Annotated in this window: 14 protein-coding genes; 1 reads left to right on the forward strand and 13 read right to left on the reverse strand. The window is 37.0% G+C overall.

The features are described from left to right. Together E2R67_RS07035 and E2R67_RS07040 are read right to left on the reverse strand one after the other, a co-directional pair. The gene (locus E2R67_RS07035) at positions 1–2,385 is read right to left on the reverse strand and encodes a bifunctional diguanylate cyclase/phosphodiesterase (RefSeq protein ID WP_134290223.1); all 2,385 of its coding nucleotides are present in this window, start codon (positions 2,383–2,385) and stop codon (positions 1–3) included. A 29-nt stretch (positions 2,386–2,414) separates the two neighbouring features. Beyond that, the gene (locus tag E2R67_RS07040; protein WP_134290224.1) at positions 2,415–3,104 is read right to left on the reverse strand and encodes a cupredoxin domain-containing protein; all 690 of its coding nucleotides are present in this window, start codon (positions 3,102–3,104) and stop codon (positions 2,415–2,417) included. A gap of 289 nt (positions 3,105–3,393) precedes the next feature. Between E2R67_RS07040 and E2R67_RS07045 the strand changes: the two genes are divergently transcribed. Continuing rightward, positions 3,394–5,124: a bifunctional protein-serine/threonine kinase/phosphatase gene (locus tag E2R67_RS07045; protein WP_134290225.1), complete on the forward strand. Its 1,731-nt coding sequence runs from the start codon at positions 3,394–3,396 to the stop codon at positions 5,122–5,124. 215 nt (positions 5,125–5,339) lie between these two features. Here E2R67_RS07045 and E2R67_RS07050 read toward each other — a convergent pair whose 3' ends face one another. From E2R67_RS07050 to arsB, 11 genes are all read right to left on the reverse strand, one after another. Continuing rightward, complete coding sequence (locus E2R67_RS07050) at positions 5,340–6,839, reverse strand: MATE family efflux transporter (RefSeq protein ID WP_134290226.1); 1,500 nt, start codon at positions 6,837–6,839, stop codon at positions 5,340–5,342. A 175-nt stretch (positions 6,840–7,014) separates the two neighbouring features. Further along, entirely contained in the window at positions 7,015–9,729 is a 2,715-nt protein-coding gene (locus E2R67_RS16855; protein ID WP_166739336.1) for a polysaccharide lyase family 7 protein, read from the reverse strand. Between the two features lie 365 nt (positions 9,730–10,094). Then, positions 10,095–10,727 carry a TetR/AcrR family transcriptional regulator gene (locus E2R67_RS07065; protein ID WP_134290227.1) on the reverse strand — a complete coding sequence of 211 codons (633 nt, stop codon included), beginning with the start codon at positions 10,725–10,727 and terminating at the stop codon, positions 10,095–10,097. Between the two features lie 14 nt (positions 10,728–10,741). Beyond that, positions 10,742–11,884, reverse strand: coding sequence for an ABC transporter permease (locus E2R67_RS07070; RefSeq protein ID WP_134290228.1), 1,143 nt, complete (start codon positions 11,882–11,884; stop codon positions 10,742–10,744). Continuing rightward, the gene (locus E2R67_RS07075) at positions 11,871–13,040 is read right to left on the reverse strand and encodes an ABC transporter permease (protein ID WP_134290229.1); all 1,170 of its coding nucleotides are present in this window, start codon (positions 13,038–13,040) and stop codon (positions 11,871–11,873) included. Before E2R67_RS07075 ends, E2R67_RS07070 begins: the two co-directional genes overlap by 14 nt. 3 nt (positions 13,041–13,043) lie before the next feature. Beyond that, positions 13,044–14,018 carry an HlyD family secretion protein gene (locus E2R67_RS07080; protein WP_134290230.1) on the reverse strand — a complete coding sequence of 325 codons (975 nt, stop codon included), beginning with the start codon at positions 14,016–14,018 and terminating at the stop codon, positions 13,044–13,046. Between the two features lie 24 nt (positions 14,019–14,042). Beyond that, positions 14,043–15,407, reverse strand: coding sequence for a TolC family protein (locus tag E2R67_RS07085; RefSeq protein ID WP_134290231.1), 1,365 nt, complete (start codon positions 15,405–15,407; stop codon positions 14,043–14,045). A gap of 246 nt (positions 15,408–15,653) precedes the next feature. Continuing rightward, a complete protein-coding gene (gene trxC, locus E2R67_RS07090) occupies positions 15,654–16,085 on the reverse strand; it encodes a thioredoxin TrxC (protein ID WP_134290232.1) in 432 nt (143 codons plus the stop codon). Positions 16,086–16,186: 101 nt separating this feature from the next. Then, a complete protein-coding gene (locus E2R67_RS07095) occupies positions 16,187–16,420 on the reverse strand; it encodes a thioredoxin family protein (protein WP_134290233.1) in 234 nt (77 codons plus the stop codon). A gap of 16 nt (positions 16,421–16,436) precedes the next feature. Then, a complete protein-coding gene (locus E2R67_RS07100; RefSeq protein WP_134290234.1) occupies positions 16,437–17,441 on the reverse strand; it encodes a permease in 1,005 nt (334 codons plus the stop codon). Then, complete coding sequence (arsB, locus tag E2R67_RS07105; protein ID WP_134290235.1) at positions 17,434–18,462, reverse strand: ACR3 family arsenite efflux transporter; 1,029 nt, start codon at positions 18,460–18,462, stop codon at positions 17,434–17,436. The genes E2R67_RS07100 and arsB overlap by 8 nt, the downstream gene beginning before the upstream one ends. Positions 18,463–18,481 lie beyond the last annotated feature (19 nt).

Raw genomic sequence — 18,481 nt, forward strand, 5'->3', positions numbered from 1 at the left:
TTACTTTGTTTGATAAGCATTAAATTTTGGTGGGTTTAATAACCAAGGCGTTAATTCTGCCGCTGGTTTTGGTTTGCTTATAAAGTACCCTTGAGCTAATTCACACTTATGTTTTGCTAACCAAAATAGAGAAAACTCATCTTCAATACCTTCGGCAACTACAGATAATCCCATATTATGAGCAAGGTCGATAGTTGATCGAACAATGATTTGATCATCACTATCATGTTCGAGACGCTGTACAAAAGACTTATCTATTTTCAACTCATGTACAGGAAGTTGTTTTAATTGTGCTAATGCAGAGTAACCCGTTCCATAATCATCAATAGAGATTTTTAAACCATGTTTTTTAAATTTACCTAACAGAGAAATAGCTGATTCAGGATCTTCTACCACTGAACTTTCAGTGATTTCTAGTGTAATTTTTTCAGGCGCTATATTTAATTCAGTCATTGAACGGCAGATAAATTCATAGAAATCTGATTCTTTTAAATTCTCCGCTGAAATATTAATCGCAATATTAATATCTAACCCAAGCGCATCCCATTGTTTTGATTGAGCTAACGCCACTAAAAACACCCAACGTGTTAACGCTTTAATCTGCCCTGTTTGTTCGGCAATATGAATAAAATCATCAGGAGGAACCATACCTAAAGTAGGATGATGCCAACGTACTAACGCTTCTGCATGAGTAACTTGCCATGTTAATAAACATAACTTAGGTTGGAAGTGTAACTCTAACTGGTCAGCAGCAATTGCATTTTTTAAATCATTAATCAGATTCAATCTTTCAAAAGTATTCACATCTAATTCTGATTGATAAGTTTGTACTAATTCGTTTTTCTTTCTCGTATGGTGTAAAGCAGTATCTGCCATTTGCACTAGTTTAACAGCATCATTAGTATGTTCTGGATATAATGAAGCACCAATACGAACTTGTAATTGTAAGCTTAAACCTTGGAAGGAAAACATCGGCTCTATATTTTTATTGATTTCATCCACAACGTCACAAACTTTAACTTTGCCCTGCTCACCTCGATCAACTACTAAGATAAATTCATCAGCACCAAGATGTACTAATAATAAAACATCATCTTGCTTTGAAAGTAATTTTAAACGGCGAGCTAACTCTTTGATCACTTCATCACCAACGTCATGCCCTACTGTCGCATTAACATCTTTCACTCGACTCAAATTTAAGTGTAATAAAACAAAGTGTTTTTTTTGCTTCATTATTTCAGCAAGTTTGTTGTTGAGGCTATTACGGTTAGGTAAATCGGTTAGTGAATCATGGTTTGCAAAATGTGTGATCGCATTTTCACGTTGTAACACCGCCGATTGCATATGGTTAAATTCATCTGCAAGTTGTCCAATTTCATTTTGCTCTGCAAATTCAATCGTCTCTTTATAATTACCGTTCGCAATGGTTTTTGCCTGTTCCACTAAGCGTTTAATTGGCTTAGTGATTGATGCGGCAATTAAATAAGCGCCCATTAAAGAAACAAAAAGCGTTAAGAAAGCAAGAATTAAGAATTGTAGCCACTGTCTTTGTAACAAAGAAACAATATTCGCACGCAACCCATACATATAAACATCAAGCTCTTGTTCATCAAACTCAGTGATCGAAATATGCGTTGCAATATATTGCTCCGGCGTATTATCGTCCCTAACAAGCATAGATAATGCTAATTTTTGTTTTGCTGTAGATTGTTGGTCTGACGTTGCAATCAACTGCCATTGTTCACTGCCTTTTAAAATAAAGTCAGTTTGTAAATTCGTAATACTTTTAAATTCATCAGCTAAGCGATGATCAATTTGAAAACCAAAGGCAATCCAACCTATGGTTTGAGTACCCACATTTACTGGGGAAAGGCTTAATTGATATAAAGCATTGTCAATAATATACAAATGCGCTGTTTGATCTGAATGAAACCAGTGAACGTAACGAAACTCTTTACCTAATTCAGGCCCTTGCTTAACCTTACTTTTATAATATTCGGGAGCCGTTGAAGGATAACTATCATCCACAATAAAATTACGTTGCAATTGCCCTGTTATAATTCCATCCGCAGATATCGCCATGGCCAAGTCTGCATCAACGCGCTGTCTATGATTATTTAAAGCAACCAGTAAGCTTCTTGTATCTTCGTTAAAAACTTGTTTTAACCCATAATCTTTCGCTGCCGTTTCGGCAAAGGCAGACAAATAATCTAAACGTCGATCAAATAACTCAGTGAAAATAGTTTTTGCAGTAGTTAAACGCGTATTAATTTCGGCGACTTGTTGGTTTTTATTACCATAATATAAAGTCCAGAACGTAATAGCCTGAACTACAAGTAATAACAGCACAAATAATAAAAATATTTTATTCTTTAAACTCTTCATTCTATGTCTTTTCCACTGTATATCGCATATTAATAATCTGAGTCAAAATCAAAACCATCACTATTTTCTTGCGTAGGAATATTTTCTAGATCTTTTGGTAAAGTAAAACTTAATTGAGTATTTTCGATAATGTTCTGCTTTTGAAATAATCTGTGTTGCTCCGTTGGTAATTGAGGATGCCAAACGACAACATTGTAGTTTCCTAGTTCTTTAATCGCAAAAAAAGCTTCACCTTTTTCATTTGTTTTAGCAAAGTAAGGTGTATCAATGACTAATAAATACCCGCTCATCCAATCATGAATATTACAGGCCATTGCGATTTCAGCTTCTTTAGTGAAGTTTTCAACTAAATGTTCATCACCGGCTCTAATTTTGAAAGCAAATTTATTATCACTATCTGCAGAATAAATATGATGCGTAATATCATCTTGATTAACAAAATGAACTGTCTTTTTAATTTGGCTGACAGTTATATAAGGAGTAAAAGCTTTGTTTTGTTGAGCAACAGTAACGACATCAGAGGATTGAATAAGTTTTTGTCCATCTAATGGGGCTAAATAAACAACCATATCAGCAACAGCTTTGCCATTTTTATCTTGTACTGAAATTTGAGCACACTTTTCATCTTTAGCGTTGCTTTCACAAGTTGCAGCATGTGTTGTCGAGACAAAAACTGATGTTAATAAAGACAATAAAATAATAATGGCTTTATTCTTCATAGCTTACTCCTTGCTTGAAGCTAAACGTAATCAATAATATGAGTTAATAAAATTAACACAATAGTAGAAAGTTGTCAGATTAAAGAGCCATATTGAAATAAAAGTACAATAAAAAAGGGTATAAATTCGCGATATAACAGACCAAATAACCATTTTTTAAGCAAAAGAATGCTATTCGTACAATACTTTTGTATATTAATTCATATTATTAATAACTTAGTATGTATAAAGCAGTTCTATTAATTACTCACTTCGCTTATTTTTCACAACCTTTTACGGGATATAGACAATGATAAACCAACTCCAAGTATCTGTCGGACAGTATTCAGATAAAGGTTTAAAAGCAATCAATCAAGACTATTATGGCATCCATATTCCTAAGGAGCCACTGTTAACGTCAAAAGGAATAGCCATTGCGATTGCCGATGGTATCAGCAGTAGTGATGTAAGTCAGATTGCAAGCGAAGCAAGTGTAAAATCCCTATTAGATGATTATTTTAATACTTCTGAAACCTGGTCTGTTAATAAATCTGCACAGCAGGTTTTAGTTGCAAATAACTCATCATTGTATGCCAAAAGCCAACGTAGTGAACATCGTTTTAATAAAGATAAAGGTTACATTTGTACTTTTAGTGCCATGATCATTAAATCTACAACGGCACATATTTTCCATATTGGCGATTCGCGTATCTATCTATTACGTGATGACGAGCTGCAATTATTAACCGAAGATCATCGTCTTTGGGTTTCTGAAGATAAAAGCTATTTAAGTAGAGGAATGGGAATCAATCCCCAGCTGGAAATTGATCATAAAATACTGCCAGTGAAACAAGGCGACATATTCATGCTTACCACAGATGGTATTTATGAATTTAATGACCCTCAATTTATGATCAACACCATTAAAGCGAATAAAAATGAATTACAAAACGCGACTGAAATCATCGCTGCAAATGCATTACAAAATGGTTGTGACGATAACCTAACAATACAACTACTTAGTATCGATAATTTACCAATTCAAACTGCCGATGAAGCCTATCAACAATTAACTGTTTTACCTTTTCCGCCAATGCTTAGTCCTCGCATGGAATTTGACGGTTATAAAATCATTAAAACACTACACGATAGCAGTCGTAGCCATATTTACTTAGCAATAGATTTAGATACTAAAGAACAAGTTGTATTAAAAACCCCTTCTATTGATTTGTCCGATGATGCAGCTTACCTAGACAGGTTTTTAATGGAAGAATGGATAGCTCGACGCATCAACAATGCCCATGTACTAAAACCTTGTTTACAAACACGAAAACGTCATTATTTATATGTGGCCACTGAATATATTGAAGGACAAACTTTAACTCAATGGATGATTGATAATCCGAAGCCTGAATTAAATACAGTAAGGTCGATTGTTGAGCAAATAGCTAAAGGCTTAATGGCATTTCACCGACAAGAAATGATCCACCAAGATTTAAGACCTGAAAATATCATGATTGATAATAATGGTGTCGTTAAAATCATCGATTTCGGTTCAACTAAAGTTGCAGGTTTAATGGAAATTAGCTCACCTATCGCACATCAAGATAACTTAGGAACAGCTCAATATACCGCACCTGAATATTTCTTAGGTGAACAAGGGACAAACAATGCAGATATATTCTCACTAGGTGTGATCACTTATCAAATGCTCACTGGCTCTTTTCCATTTGGAGCAGAAGTCGCTCGTGCTACCACTAAAAATGCGCAAAAACGCTTACGTTATCGCTCTGTATTAGATGATGAAAGAGAAATACCAGTGTGGTTAGATGACACACTTTGGAAAGCCCTTAATCCTAACCCATACAAGCGCTATTATGAGTTGTCAGAATTCTTACATGATCTCAAAAATCCGAGTGAAGACTTTTTAAATAATATAAGACCGCCCTTATTAGAGCGAGATCCTCTATTATTTTGGAAAGGTTTATCTGGGATACTAGCTAGCATTATCGTTTTACTACTGATCAAGATGGCTTCTTAAGTAACCTCAATTCTGGATAAGCAAATCGATACAGCACCGTTATTTTCACGTATTTCAGCGTTAAATCATCTCCCAATAGCCAGCTATTGCTTCGATAATTTGCCTTGAACTACACAAAACTAACAGCACTGTATTGTATAAGTTTTTAACGTTTTGATATTAAAAAAATTTACGATTCCATTATCCAGAACTGAGGTTAAGTAATGTAATTAATCCTAGTTTTTACCTGCATCATTATCATTACGAGTAGTGTGAACACTTGATTGCTCTTCTAGCATGCTTTCTTCGCTATCGGCACACATATAAATACGACTAGAGCAAAATGGAGTTAATGGTAAAGCTGACGTTAAACTTGTTTCATCTTCATCATGAACGCTTTCGTGTTTTAATTCATTATTGCCTAATGTTTTCAGTATTTTTTGCGACCACAGGTAAGCCACTAACCCAAAAACAACCGAACCGATCGCTTGCCCTGTAACAATTCCCAATGCGCCAAACCATTGTCCACCGAAATAGACTAATGGGATTGTACCAATAGTCGCTTTACCAATATTCATCACAGTTGATGTTTTCGGGTAACCTAAATTATTAAATGTAGCATTGGCAATAAATAACAAAGCATTAAAAATAAAGACAGCAGATAACCAGGTACAGAAAAAGTACACCATGTTTGCAGCATCTCCTTGTAAACCAAACGCTGAAACGATATGTGCTTGTAATAAATAAAGAAAAAAAGCTAATACTGAAACATAGACTAAGGAGAATTGAACCGCTCGTTTACTGGATAAACGCACCCTATCAAACATTAAAGCCCCGTAATTTTGACCAATAATCGGCCCCACAGCCCCCGAGACAGCAAAAATCATCCCAAAAGCAACGGGAATCAATCGCCCAATAACAGCCCAGCCAGCGACATAACCATCACCAAAACCAGCAATCATTGCCGTGACATAAGCGTTACCAATAGGAGTCGCGATATTGGTACTCATTGCAGGTAAAGCAACATTAAAGACTTCCTTTTGATCCGCTAACCAAGCTTGATAATTAAATTTCCCCATTAACTGATGAATACGAACAACACCATATAAAGCAACACCTGCTACCGCAAAACGAGCAATAACCGAAGCAATAGCTGCGCCGTGTAATCCTAAGCCAAAAGCAAAAATAAACAGCGGATCTAATAAAGCATTAACACCACCTCCAGCTAATGTTGAATACATCGCTAGTTTTGCGTCACCTACTGCGCGTAATGCAGCACCTGCACTCATTGCAATACATAAAATAGGTAAAGAAGGTAAAAGAATACGTAAATATTCGACAGCAAGGTCATGGGTTACCCCCTCTGCGCCAATGAGATGAACTAATTCAGGCGCATAATACCAAGTTAACCCAGCCAGAAACGAGCTAATTAAAAAACCGGTGACTAAAATATTAATCACTAATCGACGTGCTTTTTGTTTGTTTTGCTGCCCAATTGCTTTAGAAACCAGAGCCGTCATGGAGATTGATAAACCGATACTGATTGAGGTTGTAAAAAAAGCGATGGTTCCTGCATAACCCACGGCAGCAGCCAGCTCGACTTCTCCTAATAGGCTAATAAAAAACAGGTCGGCAAGGTCGACTAAAAACAAAGCAGTTAAACCAATAGCATTAGTTGAAGACATCACAACGATATGTTGAAAAATGCTACCACTAACAAACTTGCCTTTGGACATAATAAATTTCCATAAAAAAGAGATTAAGAATCAGAAAAGGGAATGTAACAATAGCAGCAACAAAAAGAAACCAAAGTAAAAACAATAGATATAAATTAAAGTGTTTAAAAAAAAAAGCCAGCAAGAAGCTGGCTTTCATATTCTGACATTAAGTCATTATCAAACTAAGCGAATACTATTCTTTGTATTGACTATGTGATGTTTTGATTTTGTAGAATGTAGCTTGTACATAATCTTCAGGGTCACCAGAGTTATTCTGATTGTATACACCTGCTTTAAAGTACATGTAACGACCTTCACCAGCGTCATAACCACTTTCACTCATATCTACAACTTGTACAGAATCAGGTTTGCCTTCACGCATTAACGTTACTGTCATAGTGTTACCCACTACTTCAATACGGTAACTAAAGACTTCACCTAAAGCGATACCATCATCAGTTTGACCTGAGAAACCACCCGCTAATTCATACCAAATATCAGTACCTTTAGCGCTGTTTTCATGTGCAAAGTAAACAGTACCTGTGTCGCGGTTTGGTAGCTTGCGGTAGTACAAACGAATCGGTTCATCATTTTTGTCATGTATTTGACCAATAATGAAACGACCTACTTGGTTAGCTTCACCAGTAGTTGTTGTGTGGTCAATTTTAAGTGTTGCTTCTAACACACCATCAATTGCACCTGCTGCTTTTTGATCTTCAATTGGAGCAGAGCTAAATACCCAGTTGTTTTTAGTCACACCTTGAAGTGGGATTGATTGATCACCACGACGAAGCATTTCACGTAACTCAGTACGAACGTACTTAGTATTTTTAGACGTACGAACACCTTTGATGAAAGACTTAAACGTTAGGCCGCCATCTTTAGCAGTAAAGAAATGCTCAGGATGCTCATAACCTTGTGCTAAGAACCACTCATCAACATTATCAGGTTTGCCATCAGCATCATGATCAAATGGTTGTGATAAGTACCAAGTTGTTAAATCAAAGTTTTCAGATGGTTTGTTACCTGGTAATGGTTTAGCAGGGATAGTAGGCGATTTTAATGGAACATCCCACCAAACTGCTTTACTACAATCAGATACAGCAGAGTCACATTTCAATGGAACACGCGTACCAAAATCACCAAGGCGAGCCGTATGTTTTAGGCTGATCTTAGAGAAAGTAGCATCAAATGCACCACCAGATTTTGTGTAAACTTGTGGGTATAAACCCGCTTTGAAGTAGAATGTTTCTTTCTTCCAAGCATTATCAAGTTCTTTACCGAAGTAAAGCTTCTTCTTAACGCCACCTGCCGCAAGTTCAATACCATCATCAGTCATTTTAATGATGTAAGTCCAAGGTTTGCTAGGATCTGCAATTTTACCCAGTTTTACTGAGAAAGAACTTTTAGTCACTGTTTTGTTTAAAATGACACGAATTGGTTTATTAACACCTTCCCACAATAATTTCACTGTTGCAGCATTAACATCGTGTGCATGAATCTGACCTAAAACAACTTTAGGATCTGTTGGTGATACACCATCTTTTTTCAATGGTGCAGCAGGGAATTCATTTAACGTTAACGTAGAAGCTAAAGTATGAGTACCGCCGTAAGACCAGTTTGCTAAAGATGTTTCATCACAAGGCTTCCAACCATTTGCTAATTCACGTAATTCACTACGAATGTAGCTAGTGTTTGGCGTTGTTGGACCACCAACTAGAGGAGTACGGAAATGCCAGCCTTTTTTATCAGCAAAGAAGTAAGGATTTTTAGTTTTCTCATCAAGAGACGAACCGTCAACACTACATTTTGCAGGCATGATTTCAGCAGCAGTTGTTAATTCAGAACCAACAGGTGCTTTACCGTAAAAGCTTTGGTTAGTCACAGGAATAGTTAATTTCCAGTCACTCAATTTAGACGCAGGACCGTCATTTTTTTCCATTTTCGCTTTAACAGCTTCTGCTTTTACAATCGCAATTCTTTCAGGAGTGTAAATTTCTTCAATTGGACAGCTATTAACCGCACAATTTAAAGCTGCAAGTTCAGTCACACTGTTCCATGCGCTTGAAGTATTACCATGACCTAAATATTTAACATATTGTGCTTTAACAGCAGGGAATTTGAAAAGCTCATGCGTTAGTACCGCACCAGAACTTGTTTGATTCGTAATCACTTTAGTCCAATTTTGGCCATCAGTACTCACTTCAATATCGAAGATACTGCCACGTGCGTTACCCTTATGGAAAGCGGCACGCACTGCATCAAATTCAGCTACTTTACCGTAATCTAATACAGCCCATGAACCATCGCCACTTGCAGACCAACGGCTTTTAAGATCGCCATCAATTAGACGGTCGGGACCATTACCATCGTGCTCACTAGATGTGATAGCGACTGGCACTAATGGTTTTTGGATTTTAGAGCAGGCATCAACATTACAGTTAATACCTATAAATTCAGTGACACTCGTCCATGCATTAGAAGTATTACCATGGCCGACATATTTAATGTATTGTGCAGTGATTTCTTGAGGGAAGTCAAAACGTTCAAGTTCAATTGATTGACCGCTACTTTTCATATCGCTAAGGACTTTAGTCCAAGTTTGTCCATCTTCACTGACTTCGATATCGAATTTAGTTGAGCGAGCATCACCCTTATGGAAAGCAATTTTTACAGCATCAAATTTAACTTTTTGACCATAATCAAATGTAGCCCAAGCACCATCGCCACTTGCAGACCAGCGAGTTTTTAGATCGCCATCTAACGTACGCTCTGGACCATTACCATCATCAGAGCTAGCAACAACAGAAACAGGTAAAGGCGTTGGGCCACTACTTACTCCTGCACAGCCAGCTAACGCAAGTGCGATAGATGAACTTAAAAATAAACCTAATTTTCCATGTTTCATTAGAATCCCTATTTGTTTAGTTTATTGATTTATAACGTGGATCAAAGAAAGATAGTCAACCCCAACATAAAGCCTTGTTCATATTGATATTGATATCGATAAATCACAGCTATTAAATCTAGGTGGTGATTATCCTTAATCCTCACACCGTTAGATTACATTAATTATGTACGACAAATAACATTGATTATTAGGAAGTCTTAACTAGATCTCAATTTAGCGATCTAATTTAAGAATAAGTTTGAAGTCATGGGGGATTAATTAGCCAGAATGTTTAAATAATAAACATTCTGGCTAAGGTTAACATTCAAAAATCATTTGAGCCCTTTATTCTCGGGCATCAGAGAAACATCAAAAAAAGACTTTTAGTCTAAAGCTTCAATACTAGAAACTAAAATATTTAACTGTTCGTCACCTAAATCTGTTGTATAAGGTCTAATAACAGCAACCATTTGTAATACACCTTGGTACACAATTTTTTCGGTTACAGCTGAGTTTAATGACATAGATAACTGATAACTCAACCAACTAAACATGATCAATTGTAATGTGCTGACTAACGGCTCTATTTCTTGTTGTTCAATATCAAGGATATTAAGCTCAATGAAGGTATTAAATATACGATGAAGATTTACTTTAGACTTTTGTTGTAAATTAAGATAATTCTCATGTAGTTTTTGATCTTGCTGTAATATCTGAGGTAAGTTTGCATAGAAAAAACGATACTTCCACATCAGGGTAAAAACATTATCTAAATAACGTTTCAATTGCACTAATATATCTTCTTGCAAATCAACTGGCGCAAAACTATCAATTAGCTCGACAGAATAAGTTTCAAATATCTCACCAATAATTTCTTGTTTGTTTTTAAAATGATAATAAAGATTACCGGGGCTAATGCCTAACTCAGCAGCAATATGATTAGTGGTTATGTTTCTTTCACCCTTTTGGTTAAAAAGAAGCAATGCTGTTGATGCAATTTTATCTCGGGTTTTCATTTTACTTTCCTCTTCTAAGAAGCGCGAACTCTACCTTGAACATGAGAATAAGTAAAATATGCAACAGCGCCCCACCCTAAACTTTGTAACCAAAGTAATTTAGACTGTTGCATGACTTGCGATAAAGAAGCCCCCATTTGATTGACACTCAAAAAAGCTTGCATCGCTGGCGTACTAGGAAATAAGTTGCTTAACCAGATAATAGGCTGCGGGATACTTTGCAGCGGCCATATAAATCCAGCACTAAAAATAAGTGGCATCGAACTAATTAACACCACTAAAGTCACTAATTCACGTCTGGGTAATACAGCGCCTAAAACAATACCAATGAAACAACTCGTTAATAAAAAAGGGAATAATAAAAATAGCAAGTCAAAGGAAGAGGCAAGTAAATTAATTCCATAAAAATCAAAACTAAAACCAAAATAATAAAGCGCAAGCAGGTAATAAATGCTAACAAAAATAAAACAACGGACACTTAACAATTTAAACGTTGACGTCTGACTCCAATAACCTGAACTAGATTTCTCAGTTCCACCTAATAAACCAATGCCCATCACTAACGTTTGTTGCAGTATCAACACAAATACTGCTGGAACCACATAATTAATATATCCATTGGTCGGATTAAAAGTAGGTTTCATATTAATACTAGTTTGTACAAACTGTGTTTGAGCTAATGCCAACGCTTCCCCTTCAATCACAAGTTGAGACACTTTTACTTTAGCGGCCACCGTTCCTCCTACACTGGCTAATCCTTTAACAATAGTGCCGTAAACCAAAAAATAAGAAGCATCACCAGCGTAAGATAATGTCGGGCTTTTTCCCAACAATAAATCTCGGTAAAAATCATTTGGTATCACTAATATCCCACTTGCATTGCCCTGCATGACTTCTTGCTTTGCGGATTCAATAGAATGGGTGCGGCTAACTACATTAATTTCAGGTGTCGCATCTGCCATCCGCTCAAGTTGATAACTCAATAGACTATTATCTAAATTTACAACAGTCACTTTTTGCTCTCTTGGCGTTTGTGTAGCATAAGGTAAAGGATACAAAAAAGAATAAAACACAACGCCACCAAACACAGTCAATATAATCGCAGAATTACTGAATATTGCTTTAAGCTCTAGTTTAAATAAATTAAAGAGATTCATTATCTGTACCTAATTCTGGTTGTAATTGACGACGATGCTTTTTAATTAATAATAAAATTAAGCCTAGTGGCAACCCATACCACAACATGGTTGGCATAAATGAAGCAATAGTTTGCCAAGCACTTAATCCATAACTGACTTGATCTATTTGTGCTTCAATGTAATGGCTAATAGGTAATAAACTACGCCATACTTGTGCCGCAGTCCCCATGTCAGATGTTGGAAATGTAACTCCCATAAACGCAAAACTTGGAGCCGTAAAAGCCCCCGCTAAACTCATTGAACGAGCCGCATCTAAGGTTAAAAAATAAAAGAAACAGCCCATGATCACACAAGCGATGATAGTCACAAGCTGAATAAATAATAAGATTAAAAAATTGCCATTCATTGGCCACTGCAGCACCACATAAAAGCAATATAGAAAGGCCCCCCCTTGAGCAATAAAAAATGGTATATAGAAAGCAATGATTTTCACTAACTTCGCTAAAGGTTGCTTTAAAAGTAAAGAATGAGCGCCATAAAGTCGATGATTAGCCGCTAAAAGTAAAACACAAGAAACCACAATGGAAATTTGCCAAAGCGCAGGCACAATGGCAGACACAAGGAACTGACTGTAATCACTGTTTTTATTAAACAAAGGCGTAATTTGGCTTTGGATAGTAACCGATTTAGAGACAGCACTTTTTAACGTAGCATTGCCTTTTGTGAGTTGTTTAATGGCGCTTACTTGTACATTAAAAGTGCCAGCAGCTTGCAAAATCGCGCTATTAATCACCTTACCGACTAGAATAAACTGACTATTATAAAAAACGCTAACTTGTGGTGGAGTATTAAGATAAATATCACGATCAAAATGCTTTGGAATAATAACGTAAGCGTATATTTCATTGCCAACCAATGCATTTTTTGCTGACAAAACATCTCCGTAAGCATGGGTAACTTGTAACGCCGAAGTCGCATCAATATTATTAATTAACTTTCTTGATAAACTACTGTGCTGAAAATCAACCACAGCAATCGGTAAATCTCTGGCAATGCCCTGAGAAAAGATCCACCAAATAGACAACGCTAACACAATGGGCAGCCAAGTCAGACTCGACAATAACCACTTATCTTGACGTAATATTTTCCATTGAGAAACCATCGTTTTATTCATGCGCTACAACTCAACAGTGACACTCATACCAACACGAAATTCACTAGTAGAATTAACAGGTCTCGCTTCTACTTCAAAAGTTCTTAAATCAAAGCCCTGTGAAGCATCCGTGGTTCGCCACGTTGCAAAATCTCCCATCACGGCAACATGGGTCACTTCAAACTCAATACTTTTGTTAAGAGCAGGCAGGTAAGCTTTAAAGTGTCGTCCTTTGTTAAATTGACTTAATAAATCCTCTCGAACATTAAATACAGCCCACACATCTTGCATATCAACCACAGTGACCACAGGGAAGCCTTGTGGTGCTAGTTCTCCACTATTTAATAATACCTGTGACACTTCACCATTAAACCAGCTTGTTATTTTTGTATCCTGCGCATAGGCTCTAACTTCCGCAACAGCGCCTTCAGCCATTTTAACTTTTTCAGCAGCTGCTATCTTTGTTTCACTACGAGCCCCTTCTTCAGCCATTTTGTACATTTGCAGTGCCGCACTTTCAGTATATTTAGAGGCTTCCCATTGGGTTAATGCTTCATCTCGTTTTTGTTCCGCAACCACACCATCTTTATAAAGGCTTTCTACTCGCTGGAATGTTTTCTCCATTAATTCTGTAGCCGCTTGTGCTTTTTTCCATTGATCTCTCGCGGCATTAATTTCTTGTACACGCGTACCAGACTGACTTTGAAGCGCCATCGCACTCGCTGCATCTTTATTAGCAATCGCCTGCTCAAGTTTTGCTTCAATTTCAGGGCTAAGAATAGTGAAAATAGGGTCTCCTTTTTTAATAAGATCTCCTTTTTTCACCAACACTTGGTCGATACGTCCTGCAATCTTTGAAGATATGGTGTATTGCTGTGCTTCTATTTGTCCTTGCAAGCGAACTGGTTGCGGTAAGTAAGCAAGGTAAAAGCGATAGCCAATAAAACTAACGATAACGAGTACAATCAAAGAAATTAAAAACGGTTTAACAGACTTCATATTGGGTTCCTTGTGCTTCAAGCATTAAATAGCAGTTGTTTCATACTGGTTAAAAGTCGACATCTGACTACTTAATGAGAGTAATTTATTTAATGCAATCACATAATTAAATTTAGCTACTTGTTGTTGGATCTTAATATTAGCCAGAAACATTTCAGCATCCACCACATCAACTGAAGTTGAAAGCCCTTGATTAAATGCTTTTGCACGTAGCTTTAAATTTTCATCAGCAAGCGCCAAACTTGCCTCTAAACCTTGGGCTTCTTCAATAGCTTGCTGTGCTTCAAAATACGTTTTTTTAACCAATACCGTTAAATCTTGAATCGCTTGCTGATATAAATAGCGGACTTGAAGTACAGAACTTTGCGCTGCTTGCACTTTTTCTGAACGGCCACTGTTATCAAATAATGCGATACTCACACCAACACCAACAAACCAATCAGGAGTAATTTCACTGGTTAAGGTGTCGTCTTCATAGAGCGTATAATTACCATATAAAAAAACTTGCGGAAGATACTTGCTTTGTTCAGCTTTAATTGCGCTTTTAGCTTGATTTTGCTTTGCAGTTAATACCCCCAATCCAGGATAAGACACTAAGGTTTGCTCGGTAAAAGCAGACAAAGGAGGCAGTGAAGAGTTAATAAACAAATCACTTTCAGGGATAACTTCCACCTTTTGATTTAAAATTTCAGTTAATGCTGATCTTGCAATTTCAAGATCCATTTCTGCTTTTTTACGTTCAACAACGGCTTTAGCTAAAGAAGCATCAGCTTGTAAACGTTCAACTTTAGGGATTTGTCCTTGTTGCTCTAGCTTAACTGAAAAGTCTCTATGTTTAGTTAAACCTTGTTCAACCGCTCGGCGAGTATCAAGTACTGACTGAGCCAATACAACTGTGTAATAAAAACGACTTAAATCTTCGTAACGAGATTGTGTTTCCATGGCTAATTTAGCATCAGCCTCTTCACTTTTTGCTGCTGCGAAATTATGTGCCGCTGTGATTTTTCCTCCAGTGTAAATCGCCCATAACGCAGTAATTGATGAGTTTAAAATATCTTTTTCAGAAACAGTTGAATTACCTATATCAAGACCAAAGCCAGATAAAGCATCTACAGCCTCACTACCAAGTAATTGTTCACCAGAAATAGTGACATCGTCATCTAAACGAGTGTAATTTGCACCAAGCGTAACCGCTGGATAATTTAAAGACTGAGACGCTTCTTCTAACTTCTGATAATGATCAACATTGGCACGCTGAGCAGCAATGGAATTATTTTTAGCTTTAACAATACTCCATGCTTGCTCAAAATTAATAGGTTGAGCATAAAGAGAAAAAGTTCCCAACAATAATGGAGCCAATAACAAAGACCGATTTAATATTTTCAACATAATAAATAACCAATTCCCACAACACAATTAGAGTTTATACTCTAAACGAAAATAGTAAAGCCTGACGCAAATCAAATAAGCAGGACTTGATGAAAATATGATGATAACAATGTGAATAGTATAGGAATAGTTTAGGAATAAAATGAATAAACATTAATGTTGAAGTAACTACGGACTAATTTATCACTTAAAAAGTGAATAATGAGACTTCGGTAAAAAAGTCTCGTGTATCTGTTTCACTTTATTTTATTTCAAAAGTGCCTGTTTTAACCAAGCTTGGAATTGCGATTTTGGTAAAGCACCATTTAATGTATCCACCATTTTACCGTTTTTAAACACCATTAAGGTTGGAATACTACGGATTTGATATTGGGCGCCGAGCTGCTGTTGCGCTTCCGTATCAATTTTTACAAAACGAGCAGAGCTTTCCTGTGCAGCAACCTCTGAAAACGTAGGTGCGAAGCTCGTACAAGGCCCACACCACGGCGCCCAAAAATCCACAACAACAGGTTTATCACCATTTATCAACGCTTGTAAATTAGCACTAGTACCTTCAATCGGAGCACCTTCCAGCAGACTTTTTTTACATCGCCCACAAGTTGGTGCTTCAGTAATACGTTCCGTAGGTAAACGGTTCATCGATTGGCAATGTGGGCAACGAGTGGTCATGGTAGTCATAATTAATCCTTATTTTTTAAACGCTTAGTCAAATAGAGTAAACAGTGTAACTTTAATTTTCTTTGCCTTTAGAACTTTTAGAAACTAACTATTACTTAAAATTAACTTAACCACTTTTCAATATCTTGACGATTTGGAATAGATCCACTGTGAACCAGATTTTCATCAACCACTACCGCAGGTGTTCGCATAACACCATAAGACATAATCACTTCAGGATCGGTTTCTTTGCTAATATCCACTTCAATGTTTAATGCTTTAGCAATCTCGCTAACAACTTCTGCTGTTTTTGTACATTTAGCACAACCACTACCTAACACTTTAATAATTTTCATTTTAAATTCCTTAGAGTTATATACCCGTTATCATAAAGGGAGCTAGAAAATTAAATATCCAGCCAATGAATGTGAACGCAACTAATAACAATACAAAAAATACTGCTAACAAACGCCATTGCATCACTTGTTTTAATAAAATAAATTCAGGAAAACTGGCTGCGACTGTGCTCATACAAAAAGCAAGTGTCGTCCCGATAGGAAGTCCTTGTTTTATTAGACTTTCCATCACAGGGATCACACCTGTTGCGTTCGAATATAAAGGGATCCCTAACAATACTGCGGCAGGAACAGACCACCACTGACCATCGCCTAAATGCGTTTGTATCCAACCATCAGGCACAAAACCATGTAACGCCGCACCTAATCCAACGCCGATAATCACCCATTTCCACACGCGTCCAAAAATCTCTAACATTTCGCTCTTAGCAAAAGCATGGCGATCTTTAAATGACAAAGCCTCAACCTGATTAGATTCCGATGTTGATGATATTTTTTGTCCACGTTCTAATGCTTTAGCCGCAAAAGACTGCAACCAACGCTCCGCTTTAATCGCATCAAGAAATGCCCCACCTAATATCCCAACAAACATTCCCACCACAATATAAAGCAGCGTAAATTTCCAACCTAATAAACCAAGCAACAGCAACACAGCTACTTCATTAATAAGCGGAGAAGTAATAAGAAATGACATGGTAATACCAACGGGAATACCTGCTGACGTAAACCCCAAAAACACAGGAATACTAGAGCAGGAACAAAATGGCGTGATCGCACCAAAACTTGAACCTAATACATAGCCAACACCTTTATGCTTTCCAGCTAAATAATCACGTACCCGTTCAACATTCATTGAAGCTCTTATCAAAGCAATAACGTAAATCATCACCAATAATAAGAAAAATATTTTAGTCGTATCTTCAATAAAAAATTGCAGTGCATCGCCTAGCTTTGTCGCTTTGGATAAACCAAAAACATCAACCACCAACCAAGTCGCAAAATCAGTAAATATCTCAAACATGACGTCCTCCAAACCAGTTTTGTGACCGGTTAATAATATAAACTAAAGACAACATAACAGGCACTTCAACCAACACGCCCACAACCGTGGCGAGCGCTGCACCAGAATGCAAACCAAACAGTGAAATGGCAACGGCAACAGCGAGCTCAAAAAAGTTAGAGGTTCCAATTAAACAGGCTGGGCCTGCAATATTATGAGGCAGCTTCATCCACTTAGCCGCTAAGTAGGCAATAATAAAAATACCGTAGGTTTGGATCATCAACGGGATAGCAATCAAGCCGATGGTTTCAGGCTCAGATAAAATAGTCTTCGCTTGAAATCCAAACAATAAAACCACAGTCGCTAATAAACCGATCACAGACCAAGGTTTTAATCGCGATAAAAGATGCACTAACGCCCCTTCTTCATGACCATGATTTAAAACTTTTCGAGTGATTACCCCCGCAATTAAAGGCAACAACACATAAAGTACAACGGAGATAATTAAGGTTTCCCAAGGGACTTGAATATCACTCACACCCAATAAAAATGCAGAGATAGGGGCAAAAGCAAAAATCATGATCACATCATTAACGGAAACTTGGACTAACGTATAATTTGCATCGCCTTTGGTTAACTGCGACCAAACAAACACCATGGCAGTACAAGGCGCTACACCTAATAAAATCATACCTGCTATATATTCTTGCGCAGAAGTGGGATCCACAAAATCAATAAACAAATAATTAAAAAATAACCAGCCTAGCCCCGCCATAGTAAAAGGTTTAATCAACCAATTAACGACCACTGTTAGTATCAAACCTTTCGGGGTTTTCCCCACATCCTTAATGGCAGAAAAATCAATTTGCACCATCATTGGGTAAATCATTACCCAAATAAACACAGCAACCACAATATTAACGTGTGCAATTTCTAAATTAGCAATGGCTTGAAAAGCTTCAGGTTGCCATGAGCCAAGAATCACACCAAGCACAATGCTCAACGCAACCCATATCGATAAAAAACGTTCAAAAATACCCATGCTAAATTCCTTCAAATAA

The sequence above is a fragment of the Psychromonas algicola genome, assembly GCF_004378355.1.
Classification (GTDB): domain Bacteria; phylum Pseudomonadota; class Gammaproteobacteria; order Enterobacterales; family Psychromonadaceae; genus Psychromonas.

What these genes read in the sequence shown, in the direction of transcription:
- arsB (WP_134290235.1), bottom strand. Translation starts at nt 18,462, where the DNA reads ATGGGTATTTTTGAACGTTTTTTATCGATATGGGTTGCGTTGAGCATT.
- E2R67_RS07050 (WP_134290226.1), bottom strand. Translation starts at nt 6,839, where the DNA reads ATGTCCAAAGGCAAGTTTGTTAGTGGTAGCATTTTTCAACATATCGTT.
- trxC (WP_134290232.1), bottom strand. Translation starts at nt 16,085, where the DNA reads ATGACTACCATGACCACTCGTTGCCCACATTGCCAATCGATGAACCGT.
- E2R67_RS07075 (WP_134290229.1), bottom strand. Translation starts at nt 13,040, where the DNA reads ATGAATAAAACGATGGTTTCTCAATGGAAAATATTACGTCAAGATAAG.
- E2R67_RS07040 (WP_134290224.1), bottom strand. Translation starts at nt 3,104, where the DNA reads ATGAAGAATAAAGCCATTATTATTTTATTGTCTTTATTAACATCAGTT.
- E2R67_RS07095 (WP_134290233.1), bottom strand. Translation starts at nt 16,420, where the DNA reads ATGAAAATTATTAAAGTGTTAGGTAGTGGTTGTGCTAAATGTACAAAA.
- E2R67_RS07100 (WP_134290234.1), bottom strand. Translation starts at nt 17,441, where the DNA reads ATGTTTGAGATATTTACTGATTTTGCGACTTGGTTGGTGGTTGATGTT.
- E2R67_RS07045 (WP_134290225.1), top strand. Translation starts at nt 3,394, where the DNA reads ATGATAAACCAACTCCAAGTATCTGTCGGACAGTATTCAGATAAAGGT.
- E2R67_RS07035 (WP_134290223.1), bottom strand. Translation starts at nt 2,385, where the DNA reads ATGAAGAGTTTAAAGAATAAAATATTTTTATTATTTGTGCTGTTATTA.
- E2R67_RS07080 (WP_134290230.1), bottom strand. Translation starts at nt 14,018, where the DNA reads ATGAAGTCTGTTAAACCGTTTTTAATTTCTTTGATTGTACTCGTTATC.
- E2R67_RS07070 (WP_134290228.1), bottom strand. Translation starts at nt 11,884, where the DNA reads ATGAATCTCTTTAATTTATTTAAACTAGAGCTTAAAGCAATATTCAGT.
- E2R67_RS16855 (WP_166739336.1), bottom strand. Translation starts at nt 9,729, where the DNA reads ATGAAACATGGAAAATTAGGTTTATTTTTAAGTTCATCTATCGCACTT.
- E2R67_RS07085 (WP_134290231.1), bottom strand. Translation starts at nt 15,407, where the DNA reads ATGTTGAAAATATTAAATCGGTCTTTGTTATTGGCTCCATTATTGTTG.
- E2R67_RS07065 (WP_134290227.1), bottom strand. Translation starts at nt 10,727, where the DNA reads ATGAAAACCCGAGATAAAATTGCATCAACAGCATTGCTTCTTTTTAAC.